Below are 22451 nucleotides of genomic sequence, written 5' to 3'. Positions count from 1 at the left end.
ATATTAAAATCGAATTGTGCTAAGATATGTCCATACAATAAAAAGGATTTGTAAAGGGATTCTAAACCACAAATAAATAAGTCCATTTCCATCAAATGTTCCTCTTTGGTAATTTATCTTATTTAGTGAAGCGTATATATTAGCTGGTAACATTAATAGGAGAAAAAAAATTAGTAACCACGCAGATATTATTTGAAATCTAGGAATTAATATACCTATTGCTAAAAGTATTTCAAACATTCCTGTTAAATAAATAATAAATTCTTTAAAAGGAATAAATTTAGGTATCATCATTGACATTCCTTTTGTAAAATAAAAATGTCCAATTGCCGTAAATAATAACATTATTGATATTGCTATTCTGGCTGATAGTGCAAAGTTATATTCTTTTTTTATAAATTTATTGGTAAAAATAGATATTATAAAAGTTAATATAAGGATACTTAAAGGTTTCATGTTTTCCGGATTTTAGAAATACAAATGTCAGGAAAGAATAAAAGAAATAAATGAACCCAAATTAAGTAATGCGTTTTCTAATTCTACTTAATGCTTGTGGAGTAACTCCGATATATGAGGCTATATATTTTAAAGGAATTTGCTGTAATAATATTGGTCTATCAGAAAATAAATCTAAATATCGCTCTTCAGCTGTTTTGTTTAGTAAGGAAATTTCTCTTTTAGACTTTATTAAAAACATTTTTTCAGCCATTTTTCGTCCAATAATATTTCCATTCTTTGTTTTGTCATAAACCTCTTGTAAATCTTTGTTCGAAATTTTCCACAAGGTAGTTTCTGTCAATGTTTCTATTTGATATTCAGACGGACTTTGAGTTAAGAATGAATCATAAGCAGTAACAAATTCATTGTCAAATAGGAAACCGAAAGTTAAGTCTGATTCAACTTTTGGGATGTATAGTCGGATTATTCCTTTAGAAATAAAAGATAAATAATTTTCAGTTTTACCAGCTTTCAATAAAATTGTGTTTTTATTTAATTTTACTTCTTGTAGTTTTGAAGAGAACAATTCCCAGTCAGAATCATTCATTGGAGAAATATTATCAATAAATTTTCTGATTTCGTTCATTTTGTATACATCAATGCTAGTAAAAAATATTAGATTTAATTCTAATAACTACTTAATTGCAATCATGCTAATCTCTACATTTACAAATTTTGGTAAGTTGGCAACTTCTACGGTTTCTCTAGCAGGAGCAGTAGCTTCATTAAAATACTCAGCATAAACGCTATTTATTTTTGAAAAGTTATGCATGTCAGAAATGAAAATAGATGTTTTAACTACGTTTTCAAAAGTCATTTCAGCAGCAGCTAAAACTTCTTTCATATTTTTCATTACCTGCTTTGTTTCAGCTTCAATAGAGTCCATAATTAATTCTCCAGTTTCAGGATTTAAAGCAATTTGACCAGAAGTATATAGTGTATTGCCACTTAAAACTGCTTGATTATAAGGCCCAATAGGAGCAGGAGCTTTACTTGTTGTTATAATTTTTTTCATATGATTAATAAATTAAAAATTGACTCATTATTCTTCATTATTAGAATAGTACTCTATCTGGTGGTTTGTTTTTATCCCATTTTAAATCACTTAAAACAGATGATTTTACACCGATAAAGAAATTATAAGAAGAATTTATACCAAAGGGAGTCCAGTTAAAATTTAAACGCCAACTGTCTAAATCTCTCGAAAAAGAAAGTCTTGTGTATGTAAAAGCATTGTCTTTAACATCATATCCAGAAGAAAAGCCAACTTTCCACTTTGGTGATAACTCTACATCACCGCTAAACATTAAAGAATGACTTCCGATATTACTTTCAAGTCCGCTATCAGTATAATTCATAGCATAAGCTAAATTTAACGTCCAGGGAATTTTAGCTTTGTATAGTTCGGTTTCTTTAGTTTCGTTTTCTTTGTTGTTTTGTTTGCTACCAGGTTGGTTGGCAAATCCATTTGTTGTAGACATATTCTGCCCAAATACATCAGGAGTATCTTGTGCGCCATTCCCCTTGTTTTTAGACGCATCTTTATCTCCTTCTTTTTTTGCTTCGAAGTCTTTACTTGATAAAGAATAGTTGGCAGTAACGCCAAAACGAGTAAGCCTTAAAATATTAGCGTTAAATTGATTTATTCTTTGTCCTTTGTCATTTACTTGATAAGGATCAAAGCTAGCGTTTACATTTAAAGCTAATTTATCTTTAAATAATCGAGTACCAGCATTTGCACTAACAGGGCTCCATCGTAAACTATCAGCAGCAATATTGTAGCTAGTACTGAAATTTAAGTTATTCAGAATGGTAACTTTTTTATCTTCTTCATCACTATCAGGATCTTTAGGAGCTACTTTGGCTTCTAAAACATTATTAACAGAAATACCAATAGAGTTTGATATACCGCTACCAGGAGTACCATACATACCACCTGCAAAAGGAGAATAGGTAAGTAAATCGGTAGGGTCTGAATTTTGTTGTACTTGTAAATCGTGGTTTTGAGCAAAGTTAGGTCTGTACCCGTAAGATATTGAAGGTCTAATAGTATGTCTAATTGCCTTTAATCTTCCTTTCTTGAAGTTAAACGTTCCGTAAATGTTTGTAGATAATGATGCACCAAAATTATATTCGTGAAAACGATTAAAACCACTAATAGTATCGTTAACAGCAGCACCTAAATTACCGTTAGAGTTTAGAGCAGCAGGGTCGTATCGTTTATTAATTTTATCAAAATACCAAACTTCTTTATAATTTACACTTGGCGATAAAGTAAAGTATTTAAAAGCTTTAATGTTTGTGTTTGTACTTAAGTTGTGTTGAACCCCTTTTTTTGCAGTCTGAAACATCTTATCAGTAAAAAACTCATCATCAGTAGTATTTATTTGATATTTACCTTGCATACTATAGTTTAATCCCATTTTTTGAATAGGAGTTCTCTTAACACCATTTTTGCCTGTAAACGGATAAATACGGTCCATATTTAATTGTAAAGACGGCAGTGTCATAGTTATTTGCTCGGTGTTTGTATTTTGGGAATGCGTTGCCGTAACATTTATATTAAAAGGGATACCTACAAATTTTTTGTAATACGAAATTGAAGAACTTAATGTGTTGGTTAAAAACTGAGCATTATTATATTCGTTTAAAGATTGTCTGTAGTAGGTACTACTTCCTAGGTTAACAGAGGCAGAAAAACGAGAATTCGGACTCGATTTTGTATCCTGACTATGACTCCATCTAATATTAAAATTAGAAGATTTACTATAATCACTCAATCCTCTAATTCCTCGAGTTACATCTTCAAAACGTACACTAAAGTTTCCGCTAAATTTATAACGAACATAATAATTAGAATCCGTTCTTAACCCCCAACTTCCATTCGTATATATGTCTGCTAAAACAGTTAAATCAAAATAATCACTTAATGCAAAATAGTATCCACCGTTTTGTAAAAAGAAACCTTGGCTATTACTATCTCCATAAGATGGAATGATAAATCCCGAGGTTCTTTTATTAGTCATCGGAAAATATGCAAAAGGTAAATACACAGGTGTAGGTACATCTGCTAAGACTAAATTACTACCACCCACAATTATTTTTTTACCAGGAACTAGTTTAGCTTTGTTGGTTTGAATGTAATAATCTGGTCTTTTCTTTTGAGAAGTTGTAAAACGCAAACGACGCATATATATGGTAGAGTCATTTACACGTTTTGTTTTTTCAGCATAAGTTATAATTTCACCCTGAACCGTTTTTACGCCATAAACTAACGCTTTTTTTGTTTTGAAATTAAATAAAATAGAGTCTTGTTCAGATTCTTGACCACCTTGTTTAAATACTGGTCGTTGATGATATCCTAAACTATCCTTAATTCCTTTAGCATAAACGGTATTGTTTTTATAATCGAGTACAATTATACCTGATTTTAAATCGATATCAGTATAAAGTACTTGAGCGTTGTTATATAAAGTTACCGTTTTGTTTTTTGCATTCTGAATGGTGTAATCTTCAGCATTATGAGTAATGATGCCTTCAATAACCTCCTTAGGTTTAATAGAGTCGTTAACTATCGAATCTTTTTTTGAGTTCAACAGTTCTTTTCCTTTTAAGTTTGGCAACGTGTCTTTTGAAATGTTTAAAGTCGACTTTTTTTTAGCTTTTTGAGGGCTAATAGTTGTTTTACCAAAATCTTGAGCTACACTTAATTGAAAGCAAAAAAGGTAGAAAATTAAAAGTATGTAAGTTAGATTTGTTCGCAATGTTATAAATACTATTTTTGTGTTATATTTAAAAACTTTGGCGTACTATTTGAATGCCTAAATATAAAATCCAAAAATAGTTAAATTTTATTGATGCAATTCTTAAAATTACGTAAATATAATCACTTGAAAAGTTATTTTTTATTTTTAACCACAATATGTATGTTATTGGGGTTTACAACGACACTTTCCGCACAGAAGAAATATACAATTGTTTTAGATGCAGGTCACGGAGGAAAAGACCCTGGTAATATCGGAAACGGATATAAAGAAGCCAAAGTAGCATTAAGAATTGCTTTGGATGTAGGAAAAGAACTATTAACAGCAAGAGATGTTAATGTTGTGTATACGAGAAAGACTAATGTTTTTGTTGAATTACACAATCGAGCAAAAATAGCAAATGATAAAAAAGCAGATTTATTTGTTTCTATTCATTGTGATGCATTCCATAAGTCAGAACCAAACGGAGCAGGAACATTTGTTTTAGGTTTAAGTGGAAATAAAGAGAATTTAGAGATATCAAAGCGAGAAAATTCTGTAATTTTATTAGAAGATAATTATAAACAAAATTATGACTACGATCCTAATTCACCAGAATCAGTTATTGGTTTATCTGTGCTTCAAGAAGAGAATTTAGATAATAGTTTAGGTATTGCGAGTTTTATTCAGAGTAATTTTGTGTCCTTAAAAAGAGTTAATAGAAAAGTAAAACAAGCTAATTTTTTAGTATTAAGAGAAACGGTTATGCCGAGTGTTTTAATAGAATTAGGTTTTTTAACTAATAAAAAAGAGGGTAAGTTTTTAAATACAAGATCTGGACAAATAAAAATGGCTAAAGCAATTGCTGATGCCATAAAAAAATATGTAAACAGATTAAAACTAAATACAGTTCAAGTAGGTGTTGTTGCAAAAGTAGTAACAAAAAAAATACCTAAGAAAATAGTTAAGAAGCCTACCAATAAGGTAATTAAAAAATCAATACCTACTAAAAAGGTAGTTGCAAAGATTAAGCCACCAGTAAAAAAACCAGTGGTTAAAAAAGTAGTTACAGGTGTTGTTTTTAAAGTTCAAATTGCTGCATCAAAAAAGAAATTGGACGGAAGTAATTTTAATTTCAAAGGGTTAAAGAATACAACGACCATGTTTATTGGCGGTTATCATAAATACTACTACGGTAATTCTTCTAGTTTTTCAGAAATAAAAAAGACTTTAATAACGGTTAGAAATATCGGTTATAAAGATGCTTGGGTTGTTGCTTTTAAAAACGGACAAAAAATTTCTATAAAAGAAGCATTGAAAAACCGTTAATTTAGAGGGGTTCTATATTTATACTGTCAAAATTATTACTATTTTCGTGCTATAATTTTTTTATATGTCGAAAGAACTTAAAACGGGGATTGTTGCAATAGTAATTATTGTCTTATTTATTTGGGGATACAATTTCTTAAAAGGGCAAGATTTGTTTAATGGTAGTAGCAGAAAATTCTTTGTTGAATACAAAAATATTAATGGATTAAATACCGCCAGTTTAGTTACTATAAACGGTTTAAAAGTTGGTAAAATTTCTGATATATCATTCAATTCAACTCCTGAAAAAAAAGGAGTTTTATTAGTCGAAATATCGTTAGACAACGATTTTAAATTCTCTAAAAACAGTATAGCTAAAATTTATTCGGCTAGTTTAATGGGGGGGCAAAACTTAGCAATTGTTCCTAAATATGATGCCGAAACAGCTGTTTCTGGAGATTATTTAAAGGGAGAAGTTGAATCTGATCTTTTTTCATCTGTAGGAGAAAAACTAAATCCTATTCAATCTAAACTAGAAAAAGTATTAGTCGGAGCCGATTCTTTACTAATAGGCTTTAATGAGATTTTAGATAAAAAATCACGTAAAAGTTTAAATAGAAGTATTATTGGTTTAGAAGGTACTATTTATGATGTTCGCAAAACATTATCATCCGTAAATATTTTGTTAGTAAACAATAAAGTAACTATAGATTCAACACTTAATAATGCTAAAAAAATTACAGATAATTTTTCTAAAATATCTAATGATTTAGCAGAAGCTAATTTAGGTGAAACAGTTAAAAAGTTAGAATCAACATTAACAAACGTAAATGGTTTGCTAGCAAATATGAAAGCTGGTAAAGGAACTTTAGGTAAGTTAATGACCGACGATAAAATGTACACAAACTTAACCAGTGCCTCTAAAGAAATGGAAGAGTTGTTACGTGAAATGAAATTAAATCCAAAACGATTTGTTCATTTTTCATTATTTGGTAAAAAAGCAAAACCATATAATGAAGAAAGTAATACTAAAAATGTAAGTACGAAGTAACTTATAATTATTAAAAACTAACAGAACTTAATACTTAAAGAACGATGGAGAAATACCTACCAAATATCTTATTTGCATTTATCTTAATTGCAGGAATTGGATTTTTTGTAATGAATGTTCGAAAACTTGTCCGAAATATAAAATTAGGAAAAGATATAGACAGAACGGATAGAAAACCTGAACGTTGGAAAAACATGGCTAAAATAGCCTTAGGTCAATATAAAATGGTACGTCGCCCAGTTTCTGGAATTTTACACGTAGTTGTTTATGTTGGTTTTATTTTGATTAATATCGAAATGTTAGAAATCGTTATTGACGGTTTGTTTGGTACACATCGTGTTTTTCAACCAATTTTAGGTGACGCTATTTACGGATTTTTAATTGCTAATTTCGAAATTTTAGCAGCCTTAGTTTTTGTAGCAGTTATTATTTTTTGGTTGCGTAGAAATATCGAAAAAGTAAAACGTTTTTGGAGTAAAGAAATGACAGGCTGGCCAAAAAATGATGGAAACATTATTTTATATTTCGAAATGGTTTTAATGTCGTTATTCTTAGTAATGAATGCTACAGATACTACTTTTCAAGAAGCGGGAGCAGGAAATGTCATTTCTCAATTTATAGCTCCTTGGTTTTCTGATTTTTCACCAGAAGCTTTACACACTATAGAAAAATCGGCTTGGTGGGTACATATTATAGGAATTTTAATTTTCTTAAACTATTTATACTACTCTAAGCATTTACATATTTTATTAGCTTTTCCAAATACATTTTTCGCGAATTTAAAGCCAAAAGGACAGTTTAATAACCTAGAAGCTGTTACGAATGAAGTAAAAATGATGATGGATCCAGATGCCGATCCGTATGCAATGCCAGAAGAAGGAGCAGAAGAGGAAGTGCCAGCAAAGTTTGGTGCTTCGGATGTTACCGATTTAAACTGGGTGCAGTTAATGAACGCCTATACGTGTACAGAGTGCGGACGATGTACATCTTCTTGTCCTGCGAACTTAACAGGTAAAGAATTATCGCCTCGTAAAATCATGATGGATACCCGAGATCGTTTAGAAGAGGTAGGGAAAAACATTGATGCAAACAACGGTGTATTTAAAGATGACGGAAAGCAATTATTAAACGATTATATTTCTCCAGAAGAATTATGGGCATGTACAAGTTGTAATGCTTGTGTGCAAGAATGTCCGATTGGTATTGATCCCTTATCTATTATTATGGAAATGCGTCGTTATTTAGTGATGGAAGAATCAGCAGCTCCACAAGAGTTGAATGCAATGATGACCAATATCGAAAATAACGGAGCACCTTGGCAGTATAGCCAACAAGACAGATTAAACTGGAAAGACGAAGATTAATCTAGTAATTGTCAATTCGAGTGATTTTTCTGAAGAATGAAGAAAAATTGTATCGAGAATATTTAGAAAAAAAGCATATCAATTAAAAAACATAAAATTATGAACGTACCAACAATGGCAGATATGATGGCTCAAGGAAAACAACCAGAAGTGTTGTTTTGGGTAGGAGCAGCTGGAAGTTATGATGATAGAGCAAAGAAAATAACCAAATCGTTTGTAAAAATATTAAATACAGCAGGTGTAGATTTTGCTGTGTTAGGTACTGAAGAAAGTTCAACTGGTGATGCTGCTAAGCGTGCAGGAAACGAGTTTTTGTTTCAAATGCAAGCAATGACAAACATCGAAATTTTAAATGCATACGAAGTAAAAACAATAGTTACCTGTGATCCACATTCATTTAATACATTAAAAAATGAATATCCAGGATTGGGAGGTAAATATGAGGTATATCACCACACACAGTTTATTAGTAAATTAATAAGTGATGGTCGTTTAGCTATAGATGACGCTAATTTAAAAGGAAAACGAGTAACCTATCACGATCCTTGTTATTTAGGTCGCGCAAACGATGTATATGAAAGTCCAAGAGACTTAATTCGTAGTTTGGGTGTTAAAATGACAGAGATGAAGCGTAGTAAATCTACCGCTTTATGTTGTGGAGCTGGTGGAGCACAAATGTTTAAGGAGCCAGAAAAAGGAGCCATGGATATTAATTTGCTGCGTACGCAAGATGCTTTAGAAACCAATCCGCAAATCATCGCAACCGGATGTCCTTATTGTAACACAATGATGACAGATGGTGTAAAGTTTAAGATGAAAGAAGATCAAGTAGTTGTAAAAGATATTGCCGAGCTAATTGCAGAAGCAAATAATTTATAAAATAAAGTATAGCAAATAATTCTCGACTGCGCTCGAACAGACACCAAAATAGGTCTTCTCGAGCGCAGTCGAGAGGTTTTAATCAAAATTTAAAATGATAAAAAACTATATAAAAGCAGCACGTTTACGAACCTTACCATTATCTATTTCAGGAATTGTAGTAGGGGCTTTTTTAGCAAATTTTTCAGTCCCTCTTATACAAGAGATTGAATTTGACGGGCTTTTAGATGTTGATTTTTTGAATGAAAAAAACTATTTAATTTTCTGGCTAGCAATCCTAACAACCATCGGTTTTCAGGTTTTATCAAACTTTGCGAATGATTACGGAGATGGTGTAAAAGGAACTGACGATAATAGAGAAGGGGAAGCTCGTATGGTTTCATCGGGCGCAATTACGCCAAAACAAATGAAAACGGCAATGATCGTTACCGGAGCAATAACTTTGGTAATTGCCCTTTTGCTTATTTATGTTTCTTTCGGAGGAGACAATTTTTTATATTCAGTAATTTTCTTCTTGTTAGGAGTCACATCAATCGTTGCAGCAATTAAATACACCGTAGGCAAATCGGCTTATGGTTATAGCGGTTTTGGCGATATTTTTGTGTTCGTTTTCTTCGGGTTATTAGCTGTTGTAGGAACCTATTTTTTATATACAAAGAGTTTAAATTTAATTATTTTTTTACCTGCTATTACAATAGGTTTATTAAGTACAGCGGTTTTAAACTTAAACAATATGCGCGATAGAGTAAATGATGCAAAGGTTGGTAAAAATACCTTGGTTGTTAAAATAGGAGCAAAATCTTCAAAATTGTACCATTACTCTTTAATTATTACCTCATTTTTGTTTGCATTAATATTTGTTGTATTAACATATTATTCACCAATGCAATTCTTATTTTTAATAGCCTATATACCAATAGTAAAACACTTCATATTTGTGTATAAAAATAAAGAAGAAGTACTGTTAGATGGCGAATTAAAAAAAGTAGCATTAAGTACATTCTTATTTGCAATACTATTCGGATTGGGTAATATCTTGTAAACAGAAAAAACAATTTTAAAAGAACAATTATGAAAACAATAAAGATAATTTTAGGAATCGTTTCCGCTTTGGTAATCATGTTTTTACTAACAGGAGTGGTTATTACCGAGGTTACTTATACTGCCGAAATAGAAATAGATAAGCCAATAAATGAAGTTTTCGAAAACGTAGCCAATGTCGATTTAATGAAAAATTGGTTGCCAGATATTAAATCGATAGAGCCAATCGAAGAAAAATCAGGAATGGTAGGAAGCACTTATACTGTTACTGCGATAAATAACGGACAAGAAATAAAAATGATTCAGAAAATCACGGCTTATATTCCGAATCAAAAAATTACCTATAAGTTCGATTCAGATCAAATGATAAAAACAGATGATTTTAACTTTATCGCCAACGGAAACAAAACCAAAATAGTTCAAAATTGTAGTATAAATAGCAAATCATATATGACCGCTTGCTTGTTTCCTTATTTTAAAGGAACCTTTAAAGAATTAAGTTTAGGCTATATGAATCAATTAAAAACAACGCTAGAAAAATAATTTTTTGGGCGTTCGAGCGGGCTTTACATTACAATCTTTTGCTCGTGCCTCACAAAAGGATTTTCATTGCAATCCCTAACGCAAACCAATAATCGGTTAAAATGATAACAGCAACATATCATAAACACATTCTTAATTTTAAACAAGCTAGCGGAACATCTCGCGGTGTTTTAAAAACCAAAGAAAATTGGTTTATAAAGTTATCAAAAGATAACAAACAAGGTTTTGGAGAATGCGGATTGTTTAGAGGATTAAGTATTGATGACACACCAAATTACGAAGAGAAGCTAAAATGGGTTTGTCAAAATATTAATTTGGGTTTAATAAATTTATTGGCAGAAACGATTCATTATCCAAGTATTCAATTCGGATTAGAACAAGCATTTTTATCGTTAGAAGCAAAAAAACCGTTTGAATTATTCCCATCAGATTTTACAAAAGGAAAACAAAATATATCCATCAACGGATTAATTTGGATGGGCGATAAATCTTTTATGCAGCAGCAAATAAAAGATAAATTACAACAAGGATTTTCAACAATAAAAATGAAAATTGGCGCAATCGATTTTGATACAGAAATCAATTTGTTAAAATCTATACGAAATGAGTTTTCATCAAAAGAAATTACTTTGCGCGTAGATGCAAATGGCGGATTTACACCAAAAAATGCTTTAGAGAAATTACACCGATTGTCTGAATTAGATATACATTCAATCGAACAACCTATAAAACAAGGTCAATGGCAAGAAATGGCAGCTTTGTGTGAAAATACACCATTGCCAATTGCATTAGACGAAGAGTTGATAGGTGTTTTTACATCCGAAGAAAAAGAAAAATGCATCCAAACCATACAACCACAATACATTATCTTAAAACCGAGTTTAGTAGGCGGATTTAAAGGCGGTGAAGAGTGGATTTCTATAGCCAAAAAATACAATGCCGATAATTGGATTACGTCAGCATTAGAAAGTAATATTGGGTTAAACGCTATTGCACAATGGACGCATGTTTTAAACACTAAATTGCCACAAGGTTTAGGAACTGGTAGTTTATTTACCAATAACTTCGAGAGCCCGTTAGAAGTTTTAAACGGGAGTTTAGCATACAATCCATTAAAGAAATGGGGATTTAATTTAGACTAACGTTATTCTGAATTTGTTTTAGAATTTCATCATATATCATACTTATAACATATGAATTTTATACAACAAGCATATAAAGGTAGAAACGATTGGGTTTATTATTTAGCAGGTATTTTGTTAGTGCTTTTCGGTTGGCAATTTATAGGTGTTATTCCTTTGTCAGTTGTAGCGGCATTGCATTCGGCTGATTTAGGTGAGTTTTCTCGCGCTGCAAATGATAGCTTTATGAGTTTAGGTATCAATAAGAATTTGTTTTTATTTTTAATGATATCAATGTTTGCTATCGGTTTACTTTTTTTATTCTTAACGATAAAATATATTCATAAAAGAGCTGTAAAAACAGTAATAACAAGTAGAGAAACGATTGATTGGAATCGATTTTGGTTCGGATTTATAACTTGGGGAATTGTAGCGGTAAGTATTACATTATTAGGCATTTTTCTAGAACCTGAAAGTTATACATGGAATTTTAAACCCGTTCCGTTTTTTACTTTAGTAGCTATTTCTTTTTTGTTTTTGCCATTGCAAACAAGTTTCGAAGAATTGTTATTTAGAGGTTATTTTATGCAAGGAATAGGAACTTGGTTTAAAAACAGATGGATGTCTTTAATTATAACGTCAGTTGCTTTTGGTTTGTTACATGGTGCAAATCCTGAAGTTGAAAAATTAGGGTATATTTCAATGGTATTTTATATTGGAACAGGATTCTTTTTCGGAATTACAACTTTAATGGATGAAGGAACTGAATTAGCTTTGGGTTTACATGCCGTAAATAATATTATAGCCGCTTTTTTAGTAACTACCGATTGGATGGTTTTTCAAACAGATGCTTTATTTATTGATACTTCTGAGCCTTCGGTAGGTTCTGAAATGTTTTTATCTGTTTTTGTATTGTATCCGTTGCTGTTATTTTTATTTTCTAAAAAATACGGTTGGACAAACTGGAAAGATAAGTTGGTGGGTAAAATTGAAAAACCATTAGAAATTGAATCGTTATAGTTTATTTGTTATCTTTTCTTGATGATAAATGCAATTCGTCAACCTGAACTTGTTTCAGGTTTTCATAATAAGGAGCTGTTTTTAATTGATGAGATTCCGAAATAAATTCGGAATGACGTATAAAGTATAATTATAACCGGAAAATAAATCCTAACGTCATTACGAGGTCGAAGAACGAAGTAATCATTAACTAGAGATATGGAAAATCAGTTTCACAAAAATTTTAAATTAAACGGAGCATTATTTTCATCCGAAGAAGAATTGATTGCTTTTTCTGAAAACATTTCAAGTTCGGTAACTACTTTTTTAACGGATTGGTTTAATGAAAAGGATTTTGTAATTGTACAAACATCGGGGTCTACAGGAAAGCCAAAACCAATACAGCTGCAAAAAGAGTTTATGAAAAACTCAGCTTTTGCTACAGGAGAATTTTTTGGTTTAAAAGAAAATACAACAGCGTTGTTATGTTTGTCTACAGATTATATTGCGGGTAAAATGATGTTGGTACGCGCTTTAACTTTAGGTTGGCAATTAGATGTTATAAAACCAGATTCGAATCCGTTAAAAGACATAAAAAAGCAGTATAATTTCTCTGCAATGGTTCCGTTACAGTTAAGAAATTCGTTGAATGAATTACATAAAATAGATCAACTAATTGTTGGAGGAGGCGTAGTGTCGAATGATTTAATTGCAGCGATTCAAAATATTTCTACAAAAGTATTTGCTACATACGGAATGACAGAAACGATTACCCATGTTGCTGTTAAAAAATTAAATGATTTGTCATTTCGAGCGGAGTCGAAAAGTCTTTATAAAACACTACCAAATGTTTTAATGAGTCAAGATGACCGAAATTGCTTAATAATTGAAGCTTCAAAAGTATCATCAGAAATAATTAGGACAAATGATGTTGTAAAACTTATTTCTAAAACAGCGTTTGAGTGGTTAGGACGTTACGATAATGTTGTAAATTCTGGCGGAATAAAATTACATCCGGAGAAAATAGAAGAGAAATTATCAGAAATTATCGACCAACGTTTTTTCGTTACAGCAATTAAAGATGAAGTTTTAGGAGAAAAATTAGTTCTTGTTATTGAGGATGTCACTTCGAGCGGAGTCGAGAGTTCTTTGTTATCAAAAATTAAAAAAGAGGCATCACTTTCTAAATTCGAAATACCGAAAGTAGTTTATTTTCTACCTCAGTTTATAGAAACGGAAACAAAAAAAATCCAACGAAAAAAAACGTTGGATTTAGTTAAGTTTTAAACACTATCTATTTATATCATAAAATAAGCCTTTATCAAAGAATCCTTGAATTTCGTTTTTACCCAAACTATAAGGTGGTGTTGTATAGTTTTTAGCTTTGTCAATATCAGAAATTCCTTTCTTTTTATCAGTTTCATAATTATTTTGAATTACAAAAATAGAATCGTTAGTAACCGATTTAATTTTTAAAGTAGAATAATACCCTGTTTCAGTAACTCTAAATTCAATTACATCACCAACAGCAGGTTCTTTAATGTAATTAACTAAATCTTCTTTATGTTTACCAGCTGAATATGCACCAATAGCTATTAAAATGGCAATAATACCCAAGCCAGACCAATACCAAATAGGTGTTTTAGTATTTCGTTTTACATCTAAACCAGCATTTTTAAGTTTCTCGTTCATTTCTTTGTAAGCCTTGGTTGTCTTACAATTTGAACACTCTGAGAATACTTTTTTAGTCATGGGAAAAACAGGAATCCAGTATAAATATGCGTATTTACCATACACAGAAATTGTGTGGTTTGTAATTTCATTACAATGATCACATTTAATAGCCCCTTTTCTTTCGCTATTTAGGTGCGAGCCTTTTGTTCCGTAAAAAATCATATCAATTTTTATTTTTTGCTAAATATATTGAAAATTAACGCAGCTATACTAATTAAATAAACCTCTTTACTTTCTTAAAGTGAGCATTCACTCATTATATGTTTTCTATTGTTACAAATAGCGATAGGTTTATATCAAATTTAAAACCTATAACAACCGATTTTAAAGTAGAAAAGTTAAATGATTTAATTGTTCGGTTGATAAATAAATACACAGGAATATAAAAAACAAAATCTCTCTATTTTATTTCAATAGAGAGATTTGTTTTTGTTATATGTAAGTATGATGGTTACATAATCATACTGTGATATACATTTTGTACATCATCATCTTCTTCTAGTTTTTCTAAAAGCTTTTCAACATCAGCTTGCTGTTCTTCTGAAAGCTTGCTTGTTGTTGTCGGAATTCTTTCAAACCCTGAAGAGATAATTTCAATATTATTTTCTTCAAAATAAGACTGAATAGCGCCAAATTGTTCAAACGGTGCGTAAATAATAATTCCTTCATCGTCGTTAAAAACTTCTTCAACCTCAAAATCGATTAATTCTAGTTCTAATTCCTCTAAATCAACAGTAATATCTTCTTTTTTAACTGTAAAGTTACAAACGCGATCGAACATAAAAATTACTGAACCAGAAGTACCTAAGTTACCATCACATTTATTAAAAATGGCACGCACATTAGCTACAGTTCTGTTATTATTATCGGTTGCTGTTTCTACAACAATTGCAATACCGTGTGGAGCATAACCTTCAAATAAAGCTTCTTTATAATCACTAGTATCTTTATCTGCCGCTTTTTTAATAGCACGCTCTACATTGTCTTTAGGCATGTTTGCAGCCTTTGCATTTTGCATTACAGCTCTTAAACGCGAATTTGTATCGGGATTCGGACCTCCGTCTTTAATTGCCATTACAATATCTTTACCAATTCTGGTAAATGTTTTAGCCATTGCAGACCAACGCTTCATTTTACGTCCTTTTCTAAGTTCGAATGCTCTTCCCATTTTTTAAGTTTTGTTTATGCAACGGCAAATGTAACTATTGCATTATTTAATTACAATTAAAATCTTTTTTTGATAATCAGATTATTTTCTTTTTCGTCGTAAGCTCTCCAGGTACCCGATTTCTTCCCGTTTTTGTAGCTTCCTTTTATTTTTATATTTCCGTTACGGTAATACATTTTATATCTTCCATCTAGTAAACCATCATCTAGTTGTACCTCAAATTTTAGTTTTCCGTCACTATAATATTCCATGTATTCATTCGCACTTAAATCAGAAGGATTTATTTCTTTGATGTTAAAAATAGCATCAGCAGGTTTTATAGAAACACTATCTTTTTTAGGAGCTAATTTTAAAGCTAGCTCTTTTTTTAATTTTTGATTAAGAGCAACTTGTTCTTTCACAAATTTCGGCTCGTTAAAAGTAGTTGTAATATTACTTTTAAAAATATTTCCTTCAGAAGTTAATTGAATACCAAGTTGATTAAAACAGACAAAATAATCTTTGTTTTCCTTTATTTGAAGCTGTGTTTTTTTATCAACAAAACTCATTAAATCATTATAAATATACGGTGTGTTTATATAGGTGAAAATGGTAGATTTGTTATCGAATAGATAATTGAACTCTTTAAATTCTTTTGAAGATGCTAAAGTGTAATTGGTAATATTATTATTTATAATTTCTTTTAAAGTATTCGGATTTGCACTAAAAACAACATAATCATTAATAATGGTAAAATATGGTTTTTCCATTTTTTTAAACATATTACCAGCAACTATTTTAAAGAAACCTTTAAGATCTAAAAAATTAATAGTATGCTTTTTATAGGTGATTTGTTTAAATTGTAAAGGTGTTTTTTCTTTGATTTTTGATAAAATGAAATTCAAGTTTTCAGAAGCGTCATCAATATCGGTAGTTTTAAAAATTGCCGCAACATCTTTTTTGTTTCTAGAAAGCGAAGAATTAAAGTGTATTAAAGCAACCTCATCACCAATCCAACTATACACATTTTCTTTTATATTGATGTCGAGTGTGTTTTCGATTTCTTTAATTTGCTGATTATAAGTTTCGAACTCTTGAGGTTTCTCCTTTTTTAATTCTTCGAAGTTTTCTTGAAAGGTATCAAAACTATCAAAAGCAAAACTTACGTATAGTGCAGTATTTTTTGGAGCAACATTGGCAATAGTTCTTTTACCTTTTCCTGATTTTTGAATAGCAGTTAAGTAGCTTTCTGAATTTTCTTGTACATTGGTAAATCCTTCAGCCTGAATAATAGTTCCTTCAATTAAAGAAACATCAAAACCAGAATAATAAAGAGAGTTTTGAATATTTTCAACAACTTCTTTGTTGGCTTTATTTGTAAAGCAAGAAAGATATTTATGTAAATATTTATATTGAAAAAACACTTTAAAAAAACCATCTTCAGGAGTTTCTTTAGTAATTTCAATAAAATTAACATCTCTACCAATTACTGGTTTTTGATATTGATTTATTGAATTTTCTACTAAAATATGTGTGTACGAAGCTATTAACTGATTTTTGATAAAAGCAATATGCAATGTTTCTCTTTTGCTCTTGTCGTACAGTTCTGTTATTTCGTGGTTTTGAAATATTCTTTTTGTAATTTGAAAACCATCGCCTGTTAGTTGTGATATACTGCTTTTAAAAAAATCGAGTTTCGAAAGTTTCTCTAGATCAATAATATATAAAAAATCGTAATTTTTAGGTTTGTAAACATGTGCCGATATTAATACATCGCGTTCGCCAATAAAATTAAGAATGCTTTTTTGCTCTTTTACAATATTATCGAGTGTGTTTACACTTTTACTAATGTCTTTAAAATATGCGTTCTTTTTAAGGTGTTGCCATATTTCACTAGCATTAATTTCTTCCCAAGTATCAATAGGTCTTTCGGTATCTAAAATAAAAACAGCATCATTAGGTACAAGGTAAATAGGTTTTATATTGTCTTCTTCAGCAAATGTAAAAACATAAGTTTGATACGCTAAAAACCCTAAAAAGGCTAGTAGTACAGTCCATAAAATCTTTTTTCTCATAACTAATGATGTGTGATGTTATAGTTGAATAAGTTTTGTTATATTTTAATTTTGATGAAAAAAATGAATTTGGTGATTCTTTTTTTTATAATTTTCTTTTGAGTTTTTGTGTTGTTCTTCAAAAGTTTTTAAATCTGTTCCTTTACAAATTCCATAAGAGTAATGATATTGTAATAAGGCTAAATCAAAATCAGTTATTTTTTTGTTTTTAGAATAACAGTCAGAAAAATAACTATCACATTTAAACTCGTTAGAAGATTTAAAGTAGCCAAGAGTTTTGAAAAAGTAATTTTTCATGGCATACAATCTTAATTTTTCATTAAAATTATTTTCTGAGTTTATTCTTAAAGCACATTTATATATCTGATTGTATCTATTCCAATACATATAGTAATCTGTGTTTTTTTTATTTTGCATTCTTGACTCGTACTCGAAATCATCCTCGAAATAGATAATGTAATTAGAATCTTCAATTTTTTTTACTTCAGAAATATGTAAAGAATCTGTCTTTTTCGAAAGAAAAGAAGTGAATTTTAAAAATTCCTTTTTTGTGCTTTTTTTGATAGATTTTGAGAAAAATATTTTCACTGGTTTTTTCCAGTATTTCATAGTTGTTTTATAACTTAAATTATCATTTTTGTGGTTAAAGGCTATTTTTTTATACTGTTTTAAAAATGTTTCATCTTTGTATTCGTAAGCAACACTAACGCCTTTTGGTTTCTGATAATTTTCAATTTTTATTAGAGTATCATTATGTATATATACGATATTTAAAGAGTCGGATTTCGATAAAATTATTTTCTTGTTCTTTTTCTTGAAATCTTCAATTTTCATATAGATAACTCTATTTACTTCCTTTTTTTGAGAATATAATGAAACAGTATTTAGGCATATAATGATAATTAAGAGTAAATTTTTTAGTTTCATTTGTTACAATTTTTTTGAGCTAATTTATTTAAATTACTAAAAGTAGTACCGTTAATTTTCTGTGTGTAAATTATTTCATAAAAAGCTTTTATAAAGTTAAAGTCAATATCAGAAATTGTTGCATTATCAGCGTATTTTAAGTTTAAAAGGCTATTTTCTAAAGAACTATAAGAAGTAGTAAAGTTACCTAAAGTTATATAAAATAATTGCTTTAACTTTTTTAGAAGTAAATCATTATTAAATTCATCAGTATTAATTTGTATAGTTCCTGAATAAAATTTCATATTATTATCGGTTTGCAAATTATAGGTTGCGTTGTATAAAAAATAATTTATTTTTTCTTTATCCGATTTAAACTTAATGTTTTTAATATACTTAGTAATTTTACGATTACTTACTTTAATTTGATAGTTGGCTTTTTCTATGTTAGTTGTATAGTGAATTTTTAAATTATTAATAGTATTAAATTCGCTGAAAAAAACTTTAAATTTATTTGTTACTTCTTTAGGTATTTTTTTATCAAAATATACAATTATAGGTGTATTCCATTGTTTCAAATAATAAGCTGTTTTTGAGTTTTTATTAGAGTATCTAAATACTGAATAAGTGAATTTTCGAACTAGCTTTTGATCACATAAAAAATCAAGTTTAATATTTGAGTTACTTATGTTTTTTATAATTGTCGCACCATTTTTTGTGATTGAAATTTCTTTTCTAGGTTGAATAATAGAATCATAACTACTTTGAGAAAGTAAATTATAAGATGCAAATAATAACAATAAAAGATAAATTTTCCTCATAACTAAACTAATGATGTGTGAAATTATACTTGTATAACACCTAAATTAAATTTCTTCTCGATAGGAGCATGATCTGCAGCTTCAATACCCATAGAAATCCATGTTCTGGTATCTAACGGATTAATTACACCGTCTGTCCAGATTCTTGCAGCTGCATAATAAGGTGAAATCTGATTGTCGTAACGAGATTTTATTTTGTCGAATAATTCAGCTTCTTTTTCAGGAGTAATTTCTTCTCCACGTTTTTTTAACGAAGCAGTTTCAATTTGTAATAAAACCTTAGCAGCAGAGTTTCCACTCATTACAGCTAATTCGGCACTTGGCCAAGCAGCAATTAATCTAGGGTCGTAAGCTTTACCACACATAGCGTAGTTTCCTGCTCCGTACGAATTGCCAATAACGATGGTGAATTTAGGAACGACAGAATTACTTAACGCATTTACCATTTTGGCACCGTCTTTTATAATTCCGCCATGTTCAGATTTAGAACCTACCATAAAACCAGTAACATCTTGTAGGAAAACTAACGGTATTTTTTTCTGATTACAGTTAGCGATAAAACGAGTTGCTTTGTCGGCAGAATCGTTATAGATCACTCCACCAAATTGCATTTCGCCTTTTTTAGTTTTTACTAACTTTCGTTGGTTGGCAACAATACCAACAGCCCAACCGTCAATACGACCGTAACCTGTAATAATTGTTTTTCCGTAACCTTCTTTGTATTGCTCAAATTCAGAATTATCAACCAAACGATTGATGATTTCTAGCATATCATATTGCGCATTTCTTTCTTTCGGAAGGATTCCGAAAATGTCTTCTTCGTTTTCTTTTGGAGGAAAAGCTTTTTTACGACTGTATCCAGCTTTATCAGCATCTCCAATTTTATCAACAATAAACTTTATTTTATCTAAAGCATCTTTATCATCTTTAGCTTTGTAGTCGGTAACGCCTGAAATTTCGCAATGTGTAGTTGCTCCACCAAGTGTTTCGTTATCAATACTTTCTCCAATAGCAGCTTTTACTAAATAACTTCCGGCTAAAAAGATACTTGCTGTTTTGTCAACAATTAAAGCTTCATCGCTCATAATTGGCAAATAAGCACCACCAGCAACACAACTTCCCATTACGGCAGAAATTTGAGTGATTCCCATGCTACTCATCACGGCGTTGTTTCTAAAAATACGTCCAAAGTGTTCTTTATCAGGGAAGATTTCATCTTGTAGTGGTAAATAAACACCAGCAGAATCTACTAAGTATATAATTGGTAATTTATTTTCTATTGATATTTCTTGTGCTCTTAAGTTCTTTTTTCCTGTAATAGGAAACCAGGCGCCAGCTTTTACAGTGGCGTCATTGGCAACAACAATGCATTGTTTACCGCTAACATAACCTATTTTTACAACCACACCACCAGAAGGGCATCCACCATGTTCTTTATACATTTCTTCACCTGCAAAAGCTCCGATTTCTATCGATTTAGTATTGTCATCTAAAAGATATTCAATACGCTCTCGTGCGGTTAATTTTCCTTTTTCGTGATGTTTATCAATACGCTTTTGCCCGCCGCCTAATTTTACTTTGGCAAAGCGAGTGCGTAAATCTGATGCTAAAAGTTTATTGTGGTCTTCGTTTTTGTTGAAGTTAAGATCCATTTGTAAGTTATTTGTTTGCGATTGCTAAAGTAAGAAAAACCGTTTATACTACAAGTCGTTTAAGTGTATGATTGAATGATGTTTTCTATGGTTTTTGCAATTTCATTGTTTCTAGATTGTTTGTTTAAAATACGCGGTTCAGCTACACGTTCTTCACAGTTTTTAATAGCGCAGGTTTCACAAGTAACACCTACTGTTTTTTTTGTGAAAGTATCGTCTTTAAAAAACTGAATTTTTTTCTTTAAATGAGGTGAAAGTAACATGCCAATACTTACACTTCGATTATTTTTTCCTTTAAAAGGATCGGAAGTTGCGGCAGATAATACTAGGTATTCGTTTTTGGTGTTTTCGTAAGAGGAAATTTGTATTCCGTAAGATGAGTTTTTATCGATTGTTTTTTCTAAATCTTGAATTGTTTTTATAGAAACCCATCTTCTGCAATAATGCTCGTTATTTCTGTTGGCATGCGGTGCTTGTTGCTGCGTAATGTGTAATTCTTTTGATAGCTTAAAAACAGGTGAGTTTTCTTCATGTGTAAACCGTAAGAAGAACAGGTTTTTTATATTAAAATGCTTCGGTAAAATATTAGTTAATCGCTGATAAAATGTTTCGTCAGAGCAATTATAATTTTTAGTTATTTTATGTAATTGTAGCGGTTGCCATTCTTTTAATGAGAAAAAATGAGTTAAGTTTTCTATTAAATTGTCTTTTGGTATTATTAAAGCACCAGCAAAATAAGAAGCTATAAAATTATGTAAAACCTGATCGAAACTCTCGAATTTTATCCAAGGGAAAGTATATAAACGATTCTCTATTTTTAGATAATTGTAAGCTAATTCTTTTGCGTAAATAAATGTTTTTTGAGCTTCGCTTATATCGTTATATATAAGTAATGTTTTGTTTTTAGGGATATAAATAGTTCTTATTTCTGATAGTTTTTGATGTTTAGAAAGTTCTTCGTTATTAATAGTGTAGCCGTATTCTTCAGTTAAAATATCTTCTAAATCTTTAGAATGAATAGGTTTGTTTAGGTTGATATGATATGCTTTGGCAAAAGCGACAACACTATTTTCGATATCTTCAAAATAATTATTATGTGCTTCTTGGTAAGAACGTAAAGAAGCTAAGAAGAAATTTTCTCGAGTTAAATTATAGTTCTGAGATATTTTTATAATAGTACTAATAAATGCATTTACTTTAGCAGGAGCATTTGCTACAATGTCTATTAAGTTACTTTCTTTAATTCCGAATAAATCTAACGGAATTTCTTTTAAAATTTTAGATTGTAAAATCTCACCAATTGGAGCTAGGTTTTTATCAAGTTTTAAAGAAACTAAATGGTCGTACGAAACTTCTAGCTTTTCTGAAAGAATAACAATTTTATCTGTTTTAGGATATTTTTTTCCTTTTTCAATCTCGTTTAAATAAGATTTTGATAAGCCTGTAAGTTTTGCTAATCCGAAGAGAGATAGTTTTTTATCCGTACGTATTTGTTTTAGTTTTAATCCAAAAACAAGTCTAATGTATTCTTCTTCCAAAGTTTTTTATTAAAAGATTCGTAATTCAAAG

The 22451-nt window shown here is 30.2% G+C and carries 20 protein-coding genes; 9 read left to right on the top strand and 11 right to left on the bottom strand.

Annotation, left to right across the window (positions count from 1 at the left end):
* Positions 1-3: 3 nt before the first annotated feature.
* The 4 genes from N2251_RS10115 to N2251_RS10100 form a co-directional block, all read right to left on the bottom strand.
* Positions 4-456 carry a DoxX family protein gene (locus N2251_RS10115; protein ID WP_260586605.1) on the bottom strand — a complete coding sequence of 151 codons (453 nt, stop codon included), beginning with the start codon at positions 454-456 and terminating at the stop codon, positions 4-6.
* 61 nt (positions 457-517) lie between these two features.
* Positions 518-1084: a Crp/Fnr family transcriptional regulator gene (locus N2251_RS10110; RefSeq protein ID WP_260586604.1), complete on the bottom strand. Its 567-nt coding sequence runs from the start codon at positions 1082-1084 to the stop codon at positions 518-520.
* 48 nt (positions 1085-1132) lie between these two features.
* Entirely contained in the window at positions 1133-1513 is a 381-nt protein-coding gene (locus N2251_RS10105; RefSeq protein ID WP_260586603.1) for a Rid family detoxifying hydrolase, read from the bottom strand.
* Between the two features lie 40 nt (positions 1514-1553).
* Entirely contained in the window at positions 1554-4094 is a 2541-nt protein-coding gene (locus N2251_RS10100) for a putative LPS assembly protein LptD (RefSeq protein WP_260586602.1), read from the bottom strand.
* Positions 4095-4388: 294 nt separating this feature from the next.
* Between N2251_RS10100 and N2251_RS10095 the strand changes: the two genes are divergently transcribed.
* The 9 genes from N2251_RS10095 (at position 4389) to N2251_RS10055 (ending at position 13834) form a co-directional block, all read left to right on the top strand.
* Positions 4389-5570, top strand: a complete 1182-nt coding sequence (locus N2251_RS10095) for an N-acetylmuramoyl-L-alanine amidase family protein (protein WP_260586601.1) — start codon at positions 4389-4391, stop codon at positions 5568-5570.
* Between the two features lie 64 nt (positions 5571-5634).
* Positions 5635-6600 (top strand): MlaD family protein, encoded by a 966-nt coding sequence (locus N2251_RS10090; RefSeq protein ID WP_260586600.1) that lies wholly within the window; start codon positions 5635-5637, stop codon positions 6598-6600.
* Between the two features lie 44 nt (positions 6601-6644).
* A complete protein-coding gene (locus tag N2251_RS10085; protein ID WP_260586599.1) occupies positions 6645-7964 on the top strand; it encodes a 4Fe-4S dicluster domain-containing protein in 1320 nt (439 codons plus the stop codon).
* Between the two features lie 99 nt (positions 7965-8063).
* A complete protein-coding gene (locus N2251_RS10080) occupies positions 8064-8843 on the top strand; it encodes a (Fe-S)-binding protein (RefSeq protein ID WP_260586598.1) in 780 nt (259 codons plus the stop codon).
* A gap of 94 nt (positions 8844-8937) precedes the next feature.
* Entirely contained in the window at positions 8938-9885 is a 948-nt protein-coding gene (gene menA, locus N2251_RS10075; RefSeq protein WP_260586597.1) for a 1,4-dihydroxy-2-naphthoate octaprenyltransferase, read from the top strand.
* Between the two features lie 29 nt (positions 9886-9914).
* Entirely contained in the window at positions 9915-10427 is a 513-nt protein-coding gene (locus N2251_RS10070; RefSeq protein WP_260586596.1) for an SRPBCC family protein, read from the top strand.
* 101 nt (positions 10428-10528) lie between these two features.
* Positions 10529-11569, top strand: a complete 1041-nt coding sequence (locus N2251_RS10065; RefSeq protein WP_260586595.1) for an o-succinylbenzoate synthase — start codon at positions 10529-10531, stop codon at positions 11567-11569.
* Positions 11570-11620: 51 nt separating this feature from the next.
* Positions 11621-12568 (top strand): CPBP family intramembrane glutamic endopeptidase, encoded by a 948-nt coding sequence (locus N2251_RS10060; RefSeq protein WP_260586594.1) that lies wholly within the window; start codon positions 11621-11623, stop codon positions 12566-12568.
* Positions 12569-12766: 198 nt separating this feature from the next.
* A complete protein-coding gene (locus N2251_RS10055) occupies positions 12767-13834 on the top strand; it encodes an AMP-binding protein (RefSeq protein ID WP_260586593.1) in 1068 nt (355 codons plus the stop codon).
* Positions 13835-13837: 3 nt separating this feature from the next.
* Here N2251_RS10055 and N2251_RS10050 read toward each other — a convergent pair whose 3' ends face one another.
* The 7 genes from N2251_RS10050 to N2251_RS10020 all read right to left on the bottom strand — a co-directional run bounded on the left by N2251_RS10050 (position 13838) and on the right by N2251_RS10020 (position 22420).
* Positions 13838-14443 (bottom strand): zinc-ribbon domain-containing protein, encoded by a 606-nt coding sequence (locus tag N2251_RS10050; protein ID WP_260586592.1) that lies wholly within the window; start codon positions 14441-14443, stop codon positions 13838-13840.
* A gap of 289 nt (positions 14444-14732) precedes the next feature.
* Positions 14733-15449 carry a YebC/PmpR family DNA-binding transcriptional regulator gene (locus N2251_RS10045; RefSeq protein WP_260586591.1) on the bottom strand — a complete coding sequence of 239 codons (717 nt, stop codon included), beginning with the start codon at positions 15447-15449 and terminating at the stop codon, positions 14733-14735.
* A gap of 56 nt (positions 15450-15505) precedes the next feature.
* Positions 15506-17503, bottom strand: coding sequence for a DUF3352 domain-containing protein (locus N2251_RS10040; protein WP_260586590.1), 1998 nt, complete (start codon positions 17501-17503; stop codon positions 15506-15508).
* Positions 17504-17548: 45 nt separating this feature from the next.
* Entirely contained in the window at positions 17549-18430 is an 882-nt protein-coding gene (locus N2251_RS10035) for a hypothetical protein (protein WP_260586589.1), read from the bottom strand.
* On the bottom strand, positions 18427-19230 hold the full coding sequence (locus N2251_RS10030; protein WP_260586588.1) for a hypothetical protein: 804 nt from the start codon (positions 19228-19230) through the stop codon (positions 18427-18429). Before N2251_RS10030 ends, N2251_RS10035 begins: the two co-directional genes overlap by 4 nt.
* Positions 19231-19253: 23 nt before the next feature.
* The gene (locus N2251_RS10025) at positions 19254-20882 is read right to left on the bottom strand and encodes an acyl-CoA carboxylase subunit beta (protein WP_260586587.1); all 1629 of its coding nucleotides are present in this window, start codon (positions 20880-20882) and stop codon (positions 19254-19256) included.
* A 59-nt stretch (positions 20883-20941) separates the two neighbouring features.
* Positions 20942-22420: a helix-turn-helix domain-containing protein gene (locus N2251_RS10020; RefSeq protein WP_260586586.1), complete on the bottom strand. Its 1479-nt coding sequence runs from the start codon at positions 22418-22420 to the stop codon at positions 20942-20944.
* Between the last annotated feature and the right edge of the window lie 31 nt (positions 22421-22451).

The sequence above is a fragment of the Tenacibaculum haliotis genome, assembly GCF_025215075.1.
Taxonomy (GTDB): Bacteria; Bacteroidota; Bacteroidia; order Flavobacteriales; family Flavobacteriaceae; genus Polaribacter; species Polaribacter haliotis_B.
Note: the sequence above shows the minus strand (reverse complement) of the source record. Positions and strands in the feature narration are given on the sequence as shown.

Bases quoted from the DNA above. Each gene is read 5' to 3' on its own strand.
- N2251_RS10115 (WP_260586605.1), bottom strand. From the start codon at position 456: ATGAAACCTTTAAGTATCCTTATATTAACTTTTATAATATCTATTTTT.
- N2251_RS10110 (WP_260586604.1), bottom strand. From the start codon at position 1,084: ATGAACGAAATCAGAAAATTTATTGATAATATTTCTCCAATGAATGAT.
- N2251_RS10105 (WP_260586603.1), bottom strand. From the start codon at position 1,513: ATGAAAAAAATTATAACAACAAGTAAAGCTCCTGCTCCTATTGGGCCT.
- N2251_RS10090 (WP_260586600.1), top strand. From the start codon at position 5,635: ATGTCGAAAGAACTTAAAACGGGGATTGTTGCAATAGTAATTATTGTC.
- N2251_RS10085 (WP_260586599.1), top strand. From the start codon at position 6,645: ATGGAGAAATACCTACCAAATATCTTATTTGCATTTATCTTAATTGCA.
- N2251_RS10080 (WP_260586598.1), top strand. From the start codon at position 8,064: ATGAACGTACCAACAATGGCAGATATGATGGCTCAAGGAAAACAACCA.
- menA (WP_260586597.1), top strand. From the start codon at position 8,938: ATGATAAAAAACTATATAAAAGCAGCACGTTTACGAACCTTACCATTA.
- N2251_RS10070 (WP_260586596.1), top strand. From the start codon at position 9,915: ATGAAAACAATAAAGATAATTTTAGGAATCGTTTCCGCTTTGGTAATC.
- N2251_RS10065 (WP_260586595.1), top strand. From the start codon at position 10,529: ATGATAACAGCAACATATCATAAACACATTCTTAATTTTAAACAAGCT.
- N2251_RS10060 (WP_260586594.1), top strand. From the start codon at position 11,621: ATGAATTTTATACAACAAGCATATAAAGGTAGAAACGATTGGGTTTAT.
- N2251_RS10055 (WP_260586593.1), top strand. From the start codon at position 12,767: ATGGAAAATCAGTTTCACAAAAATTTTAAATTAAACGGAGCATTATTT.
- N2251_RS10050 (WP_260586592.1), bottom strand. From the start codon at position 14,443: ATGATTTTTTACGGAACAAAAGGCTCGCACCTAAATAGCGAAAGAAAA.
- N2251_RS10045 (WP_260586591.1), bottom strand. From the start codon at position 15,449: ATGGGAAGAGCATTCGAACTTAGAAAAGGACGTAAAATGAAGCGTTGG.
- N2251_RS10040 (WP_260586590.1), bottom strand. From the start codon at position 17,503: ATGAGAAAAAAGATTTTATGGACTGTACTACTAGCCTTTTTAGGGTTT.
- N2251_RS10035 (WP_260586589.1), bottom strand. From the start codon at position 18,430: ATGAAACTAAAAAATTTACTCTTAATTATCATTATATGCCTAAATACT.
- N2251_RS10030 (WP_260586588.1), bottom strand. From the start codon at position 19,230: ATGAGGAAAATTTATCTTTTATTGTTATTATTTGCATCTTATAATTTA.
- N2251_RS10025 (WP_260586587.1), bottom strand. From the start codon at position 20,882: ATGGATCTTAACTTCAACAAAAACGAAGACCACAATAAACTTTTAGCA.